We start from the raw sequence: 13,088 nt of genomic DNA on the forward strand, positions 1-13,088 counted from the left end.
GCGCCCCCCTCCCGCGAACGGCCCGTCAAGTTCGCGTCCCAAGGAGATTGTCCTGATTCTGATAATGAGAGCCAATTCCGGCGTAAAGCCGAATTCGCCCAGGCTGATTTGCGTCCGCGGACTTTTAGACGGTTGTCGGAGGCCACGCAATCAAGGAACGCATCAAAACTGGATAAGTATTTGATTTTTAATGATAATTATAAAATCGCAGGAGACCCGTCAGGGTTTGACCAGCGGCACGGCGGAAATGATGACGAAGGCCTGGGCCAACGGCCAGTCATCGGTGATCGACAGATCGACCTGTGCTTCGAACCCCTCCGGCGTCAGGGCCTGGAGCCGGGCCAGCGCCCCGCCCGTCAATTGCATGGTTGGCCGTCCTCCCGGCAGGTTGACCACCCCCATGTCGCGCCACCACACGCCGCGTCTTATGCCGGTGCCGAGTGCCTTGGAGCAGGCCTCCTTGGCCGCGAACCGCTTGGCGTAGGTCGCCACAACCATCTTCTCGTTCTTGGCGCGCCGCTCCGCCTTGGCTCGCTCGGCCGCGGTGAAGATGCGATCGAGGAAGCGCTCGCCATGGCGCTCGATCACCTTCCCGACGCGGGTGATGTCGATCAGATCGGAGCCGATGCCGATGATCATGCCCGACTCCGGCCGCGATCCATCGCTGCGCGCATGCTGCGCACCGTCTCGGCGAGACCGACGAACAGCGCTTCGCCCATCATGTAGTAGCCGATGTTGAGCTCCATGATCTCCGGCAGGGCCGCGATCGTCTCCGCCGTGGCATAGTCGAGCCCGTGTCCGGCATGAATCTCCAGCCCCGCTTGCTTCGCCAGCTTTACGCCCGCCACGATCCGCCGCCATTCGGCCTCGGCCTTGTCGGTGTGGCCGTCGACGACGGCGTCGCACCAGGCGCCGGTGTGGATCTCGATCACGGGCGCACGCAGCCGCGCCGCCATCTCGATCTGGGCGGGATCGGCGGCGATGAACAGCGACACCCGGATGCCGGCATCGTTCAGCCGCGCGATATAGGGCGCCAGCGCGTTGTGCTGACCGACCACGTCGAGCCCGCCCTCGGTCGTCACCTCCTGGCGCCGCTCCGGCACGAGGCACACCGCGTGCGGCTTGGTGGCGAGCGAGATGCGCATCATGTCGTCGGTCGCCGCCATCTCGAAATTGAGCGGCTTGGAGATTTCGGCTTTCAGCCGCGCCATGTCCTCGTCGCGGATGTGCCGGCGATCCTCGCGCAAATGAGCGGTGATGCCGTCCGCGCCGGCCTGGATCGCAAGCAGTGCGGCGCGCACCGGATCTGGATTGCGGCCGCCGCGCGCATTACGCAGGGTCGCGACATGGTCGACATTGACGCCGAGGCGGAGCGGAGGTGCAGGCATTTCAGACTCACGGAACCATAGGGACAGACCAAGACAGAAGGCGTCTATCCATTAACACGTTCGACGCGGGCGACGACCGCCTTCGCGCGCAGCTGGGCCAGGATCGCGCTCAAATGCTTCAGATCGTAGACTTCGAGATCGATCGTCGTCTCCGTGAAGTCCGGTGAGCGGCGCTGCATGCTGATGTTGTCGATGTTGCCGTCGTGCTCGGCAATCACGGTCGCGATCTGCGCCAGCGCGCCGGGCTCGTTGACGTTCTCGACCCTGATGCGGGCCGGGAAGCGCTGCGGCGCGGAGTCCTCGATGTCCCAGCGGACGTCGAGCCAGCGCTCCGGCTCTTCCTCGAAATCCTTCAGGGCCGGCGCCTGGATCGGGTAGATGGTGATGCCCTCGCCCGGCGTGACGATGCCGACGATGCGGTCACCGGGCACGGCGCCGCCGTTCGGCGCGAACTTCACCGGCAGGTCCGAATTGATGCCGCGGATCGGGATCGCGACCGAGCTGCGCGGCGGTTCCGACGACTTCTCCTTGAACTTGGCGGCAAGCCCCTTCTTGACGCCGTAGCGCGCGATGCGCTCCTCCTTGTAGTCGGGATACATCGCACGCGCGACGTGGGAGGCCTTGATCTCGCCGCGCCCCACAGCCGCCATGACGTCCTCGATCGAGGTCCGCGCGAGCCGCGGCAGCGCGCCCTTGAGCTTGTCGTCGGCGTATTCGATCTTGGCGCGCTCGAACAGGCGTTCCACGATGCGCCGGCCGAGACCGACATATTGATCGCGCACCGCAGTCCTGGTGGCGCGGCGGATCGCGGCGCGCGCCTTGCCGGTGACCGCGAGCGTTTCCCAGGCGGACGGCGGCGCCGCTTGTGCTTCCGAGGTCAGCACCTCGACCTCATCGCCGTTCTGAAGCTCCGAGGACAGCGGCGCGAACTGGCCGTTGATCTTGCAGCCCACCGCGCTGTTGCCGACGTCGGTGTGCACGGCATAGGCGAAGTCGATCACATTGGCATGGCGCGGCAGCGCGATCAGCTTGCCCTTCGGAGTGAAACAGAACACCTGGTCGTGGAACAGCTCGAGCTTGGTGTGCTCAAGGAATTCCTCCGGGTTCGCACTTTCGGAGAGGATGCCGATGGTGTGGCGCAGCCAGGCGAACGCGTTGGACTCGCGCTTGAGGAACTCGGTCGGCGAGCCGGCGCCCTCTTTGTAGAACACGTGCGCGGCGATGCCGCGCTCGGCGATCTGGTCCATCGCCTCGGTGCGGATCTGCAGCTCGACGCGCTGGTTGCCGGGGCCGATCACGGTGGTGTGGATCGAGCGGTAGTCATTTTGCTTCGGGGTCGAGATGTAATCCTTGAAACGCCCCGGTACGACCGGCCAGGTGGTGTGGACGATGCCGAGCGCGCGATAGCAGGACTCGATGTCGTTGACGACGAGACGAAAGCCGAAGATGTCGGACAATTGCTCGAAGCCGACCGATTTGCGCTCCATCTTGGTCCAGATCGAGAACGGCTTCTTGCTGCGGCCATAGACCCGCGCGCCAAGGCCCCTGTGCCGCAGATTGTTGGAAAGCTGCGCCTCGATCTCGCCGATCAGATTGCGGTTGCGCTCGGCGAGCGCATCGAGCCGCTGCATCACCACCGAATAGGCTTCGGGATCGAGAGTCCGGAAGGACATATCCTCCAGCTCCTCGCGCATTTCCTGCATGCCCATGCGCCCGGCCAGCGGCGCATAGATGTCGAGCGTCTCCTCGGCGATGCGCCGTCGCGATTCGGTCGGCACGAAGTCCAGCGTGCGCATGTTGTGCAGGCGATCGGCGAGCTTCACCAGCAGCACGCGGACGTCGTCGGCAATGGCCAGCAACAATTTGCGCAGATTCTCGGCCTGCTTGGCCTCCCGCGACACCAGCTCCAGCCGCTTCAGCTTGGTCAGACCCTCGACCAGCGCGCCGATCTCGGGCCCGAAGATCTGGTCGATCTCGGCCCGCGTCGCTTCGGTGTCCTCGATCGTGTCGTGGAGCAACGCAGCCACGATGGTTGCGTCGTCGAGCTTCAGATCGGTGAGAATCGCCGCCACTTCGAGCGGGTGCGAGAAATACGGGTCGCCTGAGGCGCGGGTCTGCGAGCCGTGCGCCTTCATGGCGTAGACATAGGCGCGGTTCAGCAGGTCTTCGTCAGTGTTGGGATTGTAGGACCTGACGCGCTCGACGAGGTCGTATTGACGCATCATGCGCGCGCGGGACTTCGCCGGACGCGCCACCGGCGCAGTCGGGGCCACGGCAACCGATTCGGTTGCGGCCTGCATCTGCGTTTGTGTGCGACGCCGATATACCATGCCGTCCTGCCTTCAAACGGGCCACGAAGCAGCCCGTTGCATACATCTTAGCTCCGATCGCACGCGTGTCCGATCAATTCGGTGACAGGGCCCCGCGCGAACCGACAACACTATGGTAACCACGAAAACGCCAACAAAAGCAAAGGCCCGAACAACGGTTCGGGCCTTTGACAAGATCACAAGAAGTCGATGACTGCGACGGGACGATCTACTCGTCCTCCTCGGGCTGCTCCTCGGGTGGCGCGAGGCCTTCGAGACCCTTCAGGAGCTCCTCTTCCGTCATGCGCTCGACCGCGACTTCGGTATCGTCCGCGTCTACGCTTGCACCGGCGGAACCGATCAGCGGCACAGTGTCCGGCTCCGGCTCGTCGACTTCGACGAACTTCTGCAGCGAGTGCACCAGCTCCTCGCGGAGGTCCTCCGGCGAGATGGTCGAGTCAGCAATTTCACGCAAAGACACAACAGGGTTCTTGTCGTTATCGCGGTCAACCGTTAGTTGTGAACCAGACGAAATCATGCGGGCACGGTGGGCGGCCAGCAGGACCAGGTCAAACCGGTTGTCGACCTTGTCGATACAATCTTCTACGGTGACGCGAGCCATGGACTGTCGCTCCGTTGTGGGTGGGACGAAATATGTGGATGATTGGCGCTAGTTATAGGGGCCGGGACGGTTTCGCAAGGCCAATTTGTAATTTGGCCTCGCCAAACGGCTCTGCTACGCCCACATTGGGGCTGGGATGGGTGGTTTCCCGGGCTGCCATCGAGGGCGGCGCGGGGTGTATGCAAGTCCGCCATAACTATACCTTGATTGCCCCGGCTTCTCCGGATTTGCGGTTTCGACGGGTTTCGGCGGGACTTTAGAACTGCGCGGCTTGCTGTCGCTGCGCCAACAATAAACGATCAATCACGAACTCTACGCGAGCAAACTGAATGTCACCTTCCTCTACCGACAAGATCGCGCTCTTCATCGACGGAGCCAATCTCTACGCGACGGCGAAAACTCTCGGCTTCGATATCGATTACAAGCGCCTTCTGAAGGAATTTCAGAGCCGCGGGACGCTGACGCGGGCATTCTACTACACCGCGATCATTGAGGATCAGGAATACTCCTCGATCCGCCCCCTGATCGACTGGCTGGACTACAACGGCTACACGGTCGTGACCAAAGCGACCAAGGAGTTCATCGACGCCTCCGGCCGCCGCAAGGTCAAGGGCAACATGGACATCGAGCTCGCCGTGGACGCCATGGAACTCGCCGAACACATCGACCAGATGGTGCTGTTCTCGGGTGACGGCGACTTCCGCTCCCTTGTCGAGGCCGTTCAGCGCCGCGGCGTGCGGGTCACCGTGATTTCCACGATCGCCAGCCAGCCGCCGATGATCGCCGACGAGCTGCGCCGCCAGGCCGACGTCTTCACCGACCTCGTCGAGCTGCAGGCCAAGCTCGGCCGAGACCCGTCCGAACGCCCCGCCCCGCGTGACCGCGGTGAGCGCGAGCCGCGCCATCATGCCCCGCAATTCCTCCAGCGCGCGACGACGATGGCGCCAAGGGGCGATGACGACCTCGACGAGTGAGGCGGCGCGGCCAAGCCGCCCGGCCCTCACAGTCGTCCCCGACCGTGACTGTCCGCTCTGTCCGCGCCTGGTTGCCTTTCGCGAGGCCAACCGCGCGCGCGAGCCATTGTGGCACAATGCGCCGGTTGCGCCTTTCGGCGACATCAAGGCGCGCCTGCTGATCGTCGGCCTCGCGCCGGGAATGCAGGGGGCCAACCGCACCGGCCGTCCCTTCACCGGCGATTATGCCGGCGACCTGCTCTACGCCACGCTGCTCGAATACGGTTTCGCCAAGGGCAAATATCAGGCGCGTCCCGACGACGGCCTGAAGCTGGTCGACTGCCGAATCGCCAATGCGGTGCATTGCGTGCCGCCGCAGAACAAGCCGCTGCCGGTCGAGATCCACACCTGCCGCCAGTTTCTCTTGGCGAATCTCGCAACGATGCCGAACCTGCGCGCGATCGTCGCCCTCGGACGCATTGCGCACGACACTGTGCTCAAGCCGCTGAACCTGAAGGCATCGCAAGCCCCCTTCGGCCACGGCGCGGTGCACCAGGCCAGCGCGTTCAGGCTCTACGACAGCTATCACTGCTCGCGCTACAACACGAACACCCGCGTGCTGACGCCGGACATGTTCCGCTCCGTGTTCGCGAAGGTGAAGGCGGATCTCGACTAGGTCTTCGCCGGATTGGCCTGGAGCCAGTCCAGGACATCGCCGGCGTTCCGGTCGGGCGGGAACACCGGATAGAACACATGCGTGATCTCTGCGTCGTCGACGATCAACGCCAGGCGCTTGATCAGCGTGAGGCCTGCGACCTCCATGGTCGGCAAATTCAGGGTGCGCGTGAGCGCCAGCTTCTCGTCCGACAGCACCGGGAACGGCAGATGCAGCCGCGAGGCCATCTCGGTCTGGTACGCGTTGCTCTGGGTCGAGAGGCCGAACACCTGCGCGGCGCCGGCGGCCTTCAGTTCGGCGAACAGATCGCGAAACGCGCAGGTCTGCGGCGTGCAACCGCGGGCGCCGGGAATCATGTCCCAATCGTCGACGAGCGAGATTTTGCCGGGCTCGCCAGTGCGTGGATAGGCGAACACCACGGTGCGACCGGAGAGCGCCGACAGCGTCACCGAAGTGTCGTCGGTCGCGAGCAGGCTGATCGCGGGCAGCGTCATGCCTTTCAGATGCGCCGCGCCGCCGTCATCTGCGGGTGCGGGAATCCGGCTCCAGTCGACCTCAAGCAGGTTTTTCTGAGTCATCTCGCTAGCCCCTAGCCCGTAGCAGGCGGCCCTTCTCCCGGCTCCAATCGCGCTTCTTCTCGGTTTCGCGCTTGTCGTGCAGCTTCTTGCCCTTTGCAACCGCGAGTTGCAGTTTGGCGCGACCGCGCTCGTTGAAGTAAAGCTTGAGCGGGATCAGCGTCATGCCTTCACGATCGACCGCGCCCATCAGCTTGTTGATTTGCTTGCGATGCAGCAGCAGTTTGCGCGGCCGCTTCGGCTCGTGATTGAAGCGGTTGCCCTGGAGATATTCCGGAATGGTGGCGTTGATCAGCCAGATCTCGCCGTCCCTGGAATCGGCGTAGGACTCCGCGATCGTGCTCTTGCCGCTGCGGATCGACTTGACCTCGGTGCCGGTCAGCGCAATGCCCGCCTCGACCGTATCCTCGATCGCATAGTTGAAGCGGGCCTTGCGATTCTCCGCCATGACCTTGATAGGACGTTCGTTCTTATCGGCCATGACAGACAGATCCGGTCGAGATGCGCGCGTAAGCTAACAGTTTGGATGAAGCGCGCGCGTCACTTCTTGAGGAGATCGCGGATCTCGGTCAAGAGCGCGACTTCCGCTGACGGCTTCGGCGGCTCCGCGGGCTTGGCCTCGTCCTTGCGCTTGAACTGGTTCATGGTGCGGATGACCATGAACAGCACGAAAGCGATGATGACAAAGTTCACGACCAAGGTGAGGAAGTTGCCATAGGCCAGTACCGCACCCTGCTTCTTGGCTTCGACAAGATTGGTCTGCGTGACCTGCTTGGAGAGTCCAACGAAGTAGTTGGAGAAATCCAGGCCGCCGGTGGCTGCACCGATGATCGGCATGATGATGTCGTTGACCATCGACGTCACGATGGCACCGAAGGCGGCGCCGATGATGACGGCAACGGCGAGATCGACGACGTTGCCCTTCATTGCGAATTCGCGGAATTCCTTCAGCATATCCGTCCCCTTCCTTCGATGTCACGCGCGGGACCAGCCAGTGCGGATTCCCAGATCTCAGTTGATCAGGCCAGCGTGCACCATAGCGCTGCGCACGGCAACGCGCGTCGGTTCGGTGACCGGAACCATCGGCAGCCGCAGCGTCTCGTCCAGCTTGCCGAGCAACGACAGCGCGTACTTGATCGGCGCCGGGTTGCTCTCGATGAACAGGTTGTTGTGCAGCGGCATCAGCTTGTCGTGCAGCTTCAGCGCAGTGGCATGATCGCCCTTGGCCCAGGCGGCCTGGAACTCCGAGCACAGGCGCGGCGCGACGTTCGAAGTCACCGAAATGCAGCCATGGCCGCCATGGGCCATGTAACCGAGGATGGTCGCATCCTCGCCGGAGAGCTGGTTGAATTCCTCGCCCATCGCCGCGCGTTGCTGCGAGACGCGGACCATGCTGGCAGTGGCGTCCTTGACGCCGGCGATGTTCTTCAGCTCCCACAGCCGCTTCATGGTGTCGACCGACATGTCGATCACCGAGCGCGGCGGAATGTTGTAGATGATGATCGGAATCCCGATCGCGTCGTTGATCGCCTTGAAGTGCTGGTACATGCCTTCCTGGGTCGGCTTGTTGTAGTAAGGCGTTACGACCAGCACCGCGTTCGCGCCCGCCTTCTCGGCGTGCTGGGCGAGTTCGATCGCCTCCTTGGTCGAGTTGGAGCCGGCCCCGGCGACGACGGGCACGCGGCCCTTCGCTTCCTCGATGCACCATTCGACGACCTTCTTGTGCTCGTCATGGCTCAGCGTCGGGCTCTCGCCGGTGGTGCCGACGGGGACCAGGCCGTTGGTGCCCTCTGAAATCTGCCAGTTGACCAGGGAGCGGAACGCCGACTCGTCCAGCGAGCCGTTCTTGAACGGCGTGACCAAGGCGGTGAACGAACCCCGGAATTTCGTCTTGGCTGCCATGGACTTCCTCCTCCGTACGCGGCGATCTCGAGAGCAAGCCGCATTCATATCGGGTCTATCCCGCCGGTAAAAGACCCGCTTCCGTGTGACGCACCGTTTAGGCCGCGATTTTGCCGCTGTGGTGGTGCAAACCCGGCGAAGGTAAGCGGCTGTTGGTATTTTGTCCGCATATTCAATCAAATACAGCCAAATCTTGTACAACTGGTCTGAGCCAATTGACTGATTCGGGGCGACGAAACGCCATGACCTCCTTTCCGCGTGCCACATGGCGATTGACCGGTCTGGCCGTGTGCCTGATGGCAGGGCTGTCGGTCGGCTGCGCCGCCTGGGCCAAGTCCAATGAGACGACCGCGGAAGGGGCCAAGGACACCGCGAAACCAGCCGCCAAGACCACTGCAAAGGGGTCGTCCAAGGGAACCGGCAAGGAAACTTCGAAGGACGCCGCCAAGGGTGCGAGCAAGGGTGCGACCAGCGCCCCCGCCAAGGATGCTGCGAAGAAGCCTACCACGAATGCTGGCAAGGATGCTGGCAAGAACGCCGGCAAGCAACCCGCGAAGGACAAGCCCAGGCCTGCGGCGGCCGCCGCGCCAAAATCAACGCCGACCGCCAACGGTTCGCCCCCCAAACCCGCCCCCGCGCCGTCCGTGACGGCCACCGTCAGACCGACCGCCCCGGCCCCCGCCAAGCCCGTCGCGCCTCCGGTCCTGGCGCCGGCGACCCGCCAGCATGCCGCGCCGCGCAAGCCGGTCACGCCGGCCGCGGTTGCTGCGACCTCCTCGACGTCGCAAGCCGACAAGGACACGCTGGAGACCGTTATCGAGCTCGTGCGCAAGCGCAAGTCGGGCGACGCCACCAATGCCGCGGCCACGATGTCGGATCCCGTGGCGCGAAAACTCGCGGAATGGATCATCCTGCGCGGCGAGGATAATGGCGCCACCGTGGAGCGCTACCGCGCCTTCCTGTCCGCCAATCCGAGCTGGCCGTCGCAGACCTTCCTGCGCCGGCGTCTGGAGGCCGCGATGTGGGACGACAGGCGCGACGATTCAGTCGCGTGGTCGTGGTTCGAGAATGAATCCCCCGTGTCCGCCAAGGGCCGCTTCACGCTAGCCAAGGCGATGCTGGCGCGCGGCGACCGCGCCAACGCCGAACGTCTGGTGCGCGAGGCCTGGCGCAGCGATGCGATGTCGGAAGACACCGAGAACAACGCGCTCGACCAGTTCGGCGCGCTGCTGACGCCCGGCGATCAGAAGGCGCGGATGGACACGCTGCTCTACGGCAGCGAGAACGAGGCCGCGCTGCGTGCTGCAAAGCGCCTCGGTGCCGGCTATGTCGCCCTCGCCAAGGCCCGCATCGCCTCCCTCAGGAAAGCGCCGAACGCACGCGCGCTGCTCGAGGCCGTGCCGCGCGAGCTGCATGGCGATCCCGGCTTCATCTTCAGCAAGATCCAGCTGCTGCGCCGCGAGGAGAAATTTGCAGAAGCCGCCCAGCTCATGCTGTCGGCACCGAAGGATCCGGGCCGGCTCTACAATCTCGACGAATGGTGGATCGAGCGGCGCCTGCTGGCGCGCAAGATGATCGACACCGAGGAATTCCGTACCGCCTATCTGATCGCGCGCGATGCGGCCCTGCCCTCGCGCGACATCTACAAGACCGAGCAGGAATTCACCGCCGGCTGGATCGCGCTGCGTTTCCTCAACGATCCCGCGGCAGCCACCCAGCATTTTGCCCGCATCGGGATCGGCAGCGTCAATCCGACCACGCTGGCGCGCGCCGGCTATTGGCAGGGCCGCGCCGCCGAAGCGGCAGGCCGCCAGCAGGAGGCGCGCAACGCCTACGCGCGGGCAGCCGAGCAATCTACCAGCTATTACGGCCAGCTCGCACGCGCCAAGCTCGGCCTGCCGCAGATCGAGCTCAACAGCCAGCCACGCGGCCGCGGCGCCGAACGGCTGGAGATCGTGCGCGCCGCGCAACTGCTCTACGAGCTCGACGAGCGCGAGATGGCGGTGCCTGTTCTCGCCGATATGGGCGAGAATGGCGATCCCGAAGCGCTTGCCGGCCTCGGCGAGCTCGCCCAGCGCTACAGCGACGCGCGCGGCATGCTGCTGCTCGGCAAGGCCGCGCTCAATCGCGGGCTGCCGTTCGATTTCTATGCCTATCCCGTCAATGGCATTCCGCAGTTCACGCCGATCGGCCCCGAGGTCGAGCGTAGCATTGTCTACGCCATCGCGCGGCAGGAGAGCGCCTTCAACCCCTCAGTCGTCTCGCCGGCGCAGGCCTATGGGCTGATGCAGGTGACGCCGGACGCCGCGCGCTATGTCTGCAAACGGCACGGCGGGACCTACGATCTGGGGCGGCTGAAGAACGATTCGGTCTACAACGCCACACTCGGCTCGGCCGAGCTCGGCGGCCTGCTCGAGGATTATCGCGGCTCGTACATCATGACCTTTGCCGCCTACAATGCCGGCCGCGGCAGTGTGAAGAAGTGGATCAATCGCTACGGCGATCCGCGCGACCCGAAGGTCGACGCGGTCGACTGGGTCGAGCTGATCCCGTTCTCCGAGACGCGCAACTACGTGCAGCGGATCATGGAGAACCTTCAGGTCTACCGCGCTCGCTTCGGCGGCGGCACGCGCTTGCAGATCGAGGCCGATTTGCGCCGCGGCGCCGGCAGCGTGGAATAGAGGCCACCCTCTTCGACTCGCTGCCGGGAAAGCCCATTGAGGACGACGGCCCGGTGCGGCAGGGCGCCTCCTCGGTTTGGCGAACGGGTTGTCGAACTAATGGCGAAGGAACTTCCTGCAGCCTGACTAAGATCGAACCCCTGTCAGCCGATTTACGAGAGACGGGCGCGAACATGCGACGGCAGGAAGAAATAATACAATCAACGGCTTAACGGCATCTGCGGGACGGATTCGAATCATTGACAGGCTTCTCTCGATCAAGCCGCCCCCCTAATTTGTAAGCAAATTCAACTATTTAGCCGGGTTCAACGAGACCGAAACCCTCCTTGCTACATCCGCAAAAGGTCCAGCGCTGTGTCCGTTGTCGCGGCGTTATGTTCTCGCTCCGGGAGCAAACCGCTTCGTTTCGAAAATCGCTGGGAATATTCGAGCGAAAACACGCGCTTCCAAATTGACCGGCCCAAGTAATTAGATGCATAAGGCTCGCACCGGAGAGGTGGCCGAGTGGCTGAAGGCAACGCTTTGCTAAAGCGTCATACGGTCTCAAGCTGTATCGAGGGTTCGAATCCCTCCCTCTCCGCCACCCAGCGTGTGTCCAGCCCGGAGACATCGGTAACAGGTCGTCCCTAAGACATGGGTGGCGGCCTTGGGCGATCGCTCGAGGCGGCCGGTGCGCTATGTCAACCAGTTGCCGGAACAGCTCGAGAGCCTGATTGTCCGCCTCAAGGCCGAGAAACCGCACGGGGGCGCAGACGTCCGTCATGGCCTCCGCGTCCAACAGGCGGGCGACAAAGCGCAGGCGTTCTTCCATGACCGAACTCGCTTTCCACGGCATCCACACCTCCCGCTTGCAAAAAAGCGAAAAGTGTAACCCATGTGTCCGGTACGAAATGCCACCTATGTCTCGGGCCGCTCACAGAAATATCCGTGCGTTCCATCATCTGAAAGCGATCGTTGAGACGGTGCGCAAGCCTGGCGCAAGGATCAGCGCCACGAGCTCGATTCGCGCTCTCCTGATATAGGTGTGTCCGCATCCGGCGGATGGATCGCCAGATCGGCCCATGCGAGGGCCAATCGGCACCGCGTCCGTCCGAGTTCCAGGTCGCCGTCGTCGGCCGCGATCTAAATCGGCAGCCATTGAGTAAGTCTCGGACCCACGCCGGGTCATTCCCGTCGGGGTCGCTCACGCCGCGCCGGTTCAGATGGCGGCACGACGAACGCATTTGACTCAGCGTAATCAGGCTCAGCTATGAAAACACCGCCCCGGATGTGATGCCGGGCTCAGTGGGCGGAGACCCACGCCCTCGCATCGCGCTGCGCGGCCGAGATCTCGGCATCCGACATCTGCCCGGCGATTTCCTGGCGCAGCGTCACGGCGTCCTTGCGGCCCTTCAGGGCGGCGAGATTGAACCATTTATGCGCGGCGACGAGATCGACGAGACCGGAGCGTCCGCTCGCCCAATAAATCCCGCGCTCGAACAGCACGTCCGACAGCGCGCCTGCGTCGATAGGTGTCGCGGTCTCCAGATCGAAAGTACCCTGAAACATAACGCATCCCCTCTTTTTTTGCCGTCTCGTCCCCCGAGCGCGGCTCCCGTCCGATCAACTGTTCAACTCATCCCAGCGTCTTTTTGCCCATGCCGTTTGCCGGCTTGTTGGAGGTAATGATGGCGGGCAAATTTGAATGGCAGTTTAAGTATCGCGATGAAGCAGACGTAAACGCGCCCGCCCGGGGCGCGCGCGATAAATGCAATAAGCCCCTGTTTTGCAGGCACTTCTGCAATTCGTCAGATTCGGTTTACCTTGGGATCTTGGGAGAACGATAACCATCGCGCACGGTGACGCGGGTCCTGTGGCGTCCCCGCCCGTTGGCGTCACCAGCATTCCAGAGACAGCAATTGTCCCATGCTTGCGCCGCAGCCCTCGCCTGCCCCAAGGCAGAGCGGCCAAGGCAGAGCAGCCACGTCGCGGTCAGATCAGCA

The 13,088-nt window shown here is 63.6% G+C and carries 12 protein-coding genes, 1 tRNA gene and 1 pseudogene; 5 read left to right on the forward strand and 9 right to left on the reverse strand.

Annotation, left to right across the window (positions count from 1 at the left end; genetic code table 11):
• Positions 1 to 219: 219 nt before the first annotated feature.
• The 4 genes from acpS to rpoZ form a co-directional block, all read right to left on the reverse strand.
• On the reverse strand, positions 220 to 639 hold the full coding sequence (gene acpS / locus IVB27_RS14970; protein ID WP_247444290.1) for a holo-ACP synthase: 420 nt from the start codon (positions 637 to 639) through the stop codon (positions 220 to 222).
• Positions 636 to 1,388 (reverse strand): pyridoxine 5'-phosphate synthase, encoded by a 753-nt coding sequence (locus IVB27_RS14975; protein ID WP_247444291.1) that lies wholly within the window; start codon positions 1,386 to 1,388, stop codon positions 636 to 638. The genes acpS and IVB27_RS14975 overlap by 4 nt, the downstream gene beginning before the upstream one ends.
• A gap of 44 nt (positions 1,389 to 1,432) precedes the next feature.
• Positions 1,433 to 3,718 (reverse strand): RelA/SpoT family protein, encoded by a 2,286-nt coding sequence (locus IVB27_RS14980; RefSeq protein ID WP_247349466.1) that lies wholly within the window; start codon positions 3,716 to 3,718, stop codon positions 1,433 to 1,435.
• 208 nt (positions 3,719 to 3,926) lie between these two features.
• Entirely contained in the window at positions 3,927 to 4,319 is a 393-nt protein-coding gene (gene rpoZ, locus IVB27_RS14985) for a DNA-directed RNA polymerase subunit omega (protein ID WP_024512695.1), read from the reverse strand.
• Between the two features lie 329 nt (positions 4,320 to 4,648).
• Between rpoZ and IVB27_RS14990 the strand changes: the two genes are divergently transcribed.
• Together IVB27_RS14990 and IVB27_RS14995 are read left to right on the forward strand one after the other, a co-directional pair.
• Positions 4,649 to 5,293: a LabA-like NYN domain-containing protein gene (locus IVB27_RS14990; RefSeq protein WP_247444292.1), complete on the forward strand. Its 645-nt coding sequence runs from the start codon at positions 4,649 to 4,651 to the stop codon at positions 5,291 to 5,293.
• Positions 5,274 to 5,948: a uracil-DNA glycosylase gene (locus IVB27_RS14995; protein ID WP_247444293.1), complete on the forward strand. Its 675-nt coding sequence runs from the start codon at positions 5,274 to 5,276 to the stop codon at positions 5,946 to 5,948. Before IVB27_RS14990 ends, IVB27_RS14995 begins: the two co-directional genes overlap by 20 nt.
• Here IVB27_RS14995 and IVB27_RS15000 read toward each other — a convergent pair.
• Genes IVB27_RS15000 through dapA form a run of 4 tightly spaced genes read right to left on the reverse strand, consistent with a single transcriptional unit; the run spans position 5,945 to position 8,425 of the window.
• A complete protein-coding gene (locus tag IVB27_RS15000) occupies positions 5,945 to 6,526 on the reverse strand; it encodes a peroxiredoxin (protein WP_247340601.1) in 582 nt (193 codons plus the stop codon). The two genes, IVB27_RS14995 and IVB27_RS15000, sit on opposite strands and share 4 nt — an antisense overlap.
• A gap of 4 nt (positions 6,527 to 6,530) precedes the next feature.
• The gene (gene smpB, locus IVB27_RS15005; RefSeq protein WP_247340603.1) at positions 6,531 to 7,004 is read right to left on the reverse strand and encodes an SsrA-binding protein SmpB; all 474 of its coding nucleotides are present in this window, start codon (positions 7,002 to 7,004) and stop codon (positions 6,531 to 6,533) included.
• Positions 7,005 to 7,063: 59 nt separating this feature from the next.
• Positions 7,064 to 7,477: a large conductance mechanosensitive channel protein MscL gene (gene mscL, locus IVB27_RS15010; RefSeq protein ID WP_247340604.1), complete on the reverse strand. Its 414-nt coding sequence runs from the start codon at positions 7,475 to 7,477 to the stop codon at positions 7,064 to 7,066.
• Between the two features lie 57 nt (positions 7,478 to 7,534).
• The gene (dapA, locus tag IVB27_RS15015; protein ID WP_247340605.1) at positions 7,535 to 8,425 is read right to left on the reverse strand and encodes a 4-hydroxy-tetrahydrodipicolinate synthase; all 891 of its coding nucleotides are present in this window, start codon (positions 8,423 to 8,425) and stop codon (positions 7,535 to 7,537) included.
• A gap of 242 nt (positions 8,426 to 8,667) precedes the next feature.
• On the opposite strand from dapA, the gene IVB27_RS15020 reads away from it, so the two are divergent.
• The 3 genes and pseudogenes from IVB27_RS15020 to IVB27_RS15030 form a co-directional block, all read left to right on the forward strand.
• The gene (locus IVB27_RS15020; RefSeq protein WP_247444294.1) at positions 8,668 to 11,106 is read left to right on the forward strand and encodes a transglycosylase SLT domain-containing protein; all 2,439 of its coding nucleotides are present in this window, start codon (positions 8,668 to 8,670) and stop codon (positions 11,104 to 11,106) included.
• Positions 11,107 to 11,596: 490 nt separating this feature from the next.
• Positions 11,597 to 11,689 (forward strand) — tRNA-Ser (locus IVB27_RS15025).
• Positions 11,690 to 11,749: 60 nt separating this feature from the next.
• Positions 11,750 to 11,896: pseudogene (locus IVB27_RS15030) on the forward strand (IS481 family transposase); the annotation flags it as partial.
• A gap of 491 nt (positions 11,897 to 12,387) precedes the next feature.
• On the opposite strand, the gene IVB27_RS15035 reads toward IVB27_RS15030, so the two are convergent.
• The gene (locus tag IVB27_RS15035) at positions 12,388 to 12,654 is read right to left on the reverse strand and encodes a hypothetical protein (protein WP_247340607.1); all 267 of its coding nucleotides are present in this window, start codon (positions 12,652 to 12,654) and stop codon (positions 12,388 to 12,390) included.
• Between the last annotated feature and the right edge of the window lie 434 nt (positions 12,655 to 13,088).

Source organism: Bradyrhizobium sp. 197, from assembly GCF_023073375.1.
In the GTDB taxonomy this organism is placed as follows: Bacteria; Pseudomonadota; Alphaproteobacteria; order Rhizobiales; family Xanthobacteraceae; genus Bradyrhizobium.

Coding starts and splice junctions, on each gene's coding strand:
- acpS (WP_247444290.1), bottom strand. CDS start 639: ATGATCATCGGCATCGGCTCCGATCTGATCGACATCACCCGCGTCGGG.
- IVB27_RS14975 (WP_247444291.1), bottom strand. CDS start 1,388: ATGCCTGCACCTCCGCTCCGCCTCGGCGTCAATGTCGACCATGTCGCG.
- IVB27_RS14980 (WP_247349466.1), bottom strand. CDS start 3,718: ATGGTATATCGGCGTCGCACACAAACGCAGATGCAGGCCGCAACCGAA.
- rpoZ (WP_024512695.1), bottom strand. CDS start 4,319: ATGGCTCGCGTCACCGTAGAAGATTGTATCGACAAGGTCGACAACCGG.
- IVB27_RS14990 (WP_247444292.1), top strand. CDS start 4,649: ATGTCACCTTCCTCTACCGACAAGATCGCGCTCTTCATCGACGGAGCC.
- IVB27_RS14995 (WP_247444293.1), top strand. CDS start 5,274: ATGACGACCTCGACGAGTGAGGCGGCGCGGCCAAGCCGCCCGGCCCTC.
- IVB27_RS15000 (WP_247340601.1), bottom strand. CDS start 6,526: ATGACTCAGAAAAACCTGCTTGAGGTCGACTGGAGCCGGATTCCCGCA.
- smpB (WP_247340603.1), bottom strand. CDS start 7,004: ATGGCCGATAAGAACGAACGTCCTATCAAGGTCATGGCGGAGAATCGC.
- mscL (WP_247340604.1), bottom strand. CDS start 7,477: ATGCTGAAGGAATTCCGCGAATTCGCAATGAAGGGCAACGTCGTCGAT.
- dapA (WP_247340605.1), bottom strand. CDS start 8,425: ATGGCAGCCAAGACGAAATTCCGGGGTTCGTTCACCGCCTTGGTCACG.
- IVB27_RS15020 (WP_247444294.1), top strand. CDS start 8,668: ATGACCTCCTTTCCGCGTGCCACATGGCGATTGACCGGTCTGGCCGTG.
- IVB27_RS15035 (WP_247340607.1), bottom strand. CDS start 12,654: ATGTTTCAGGGTACTTTCGATCTGGAGACCGCGACACCTATCGACGCA.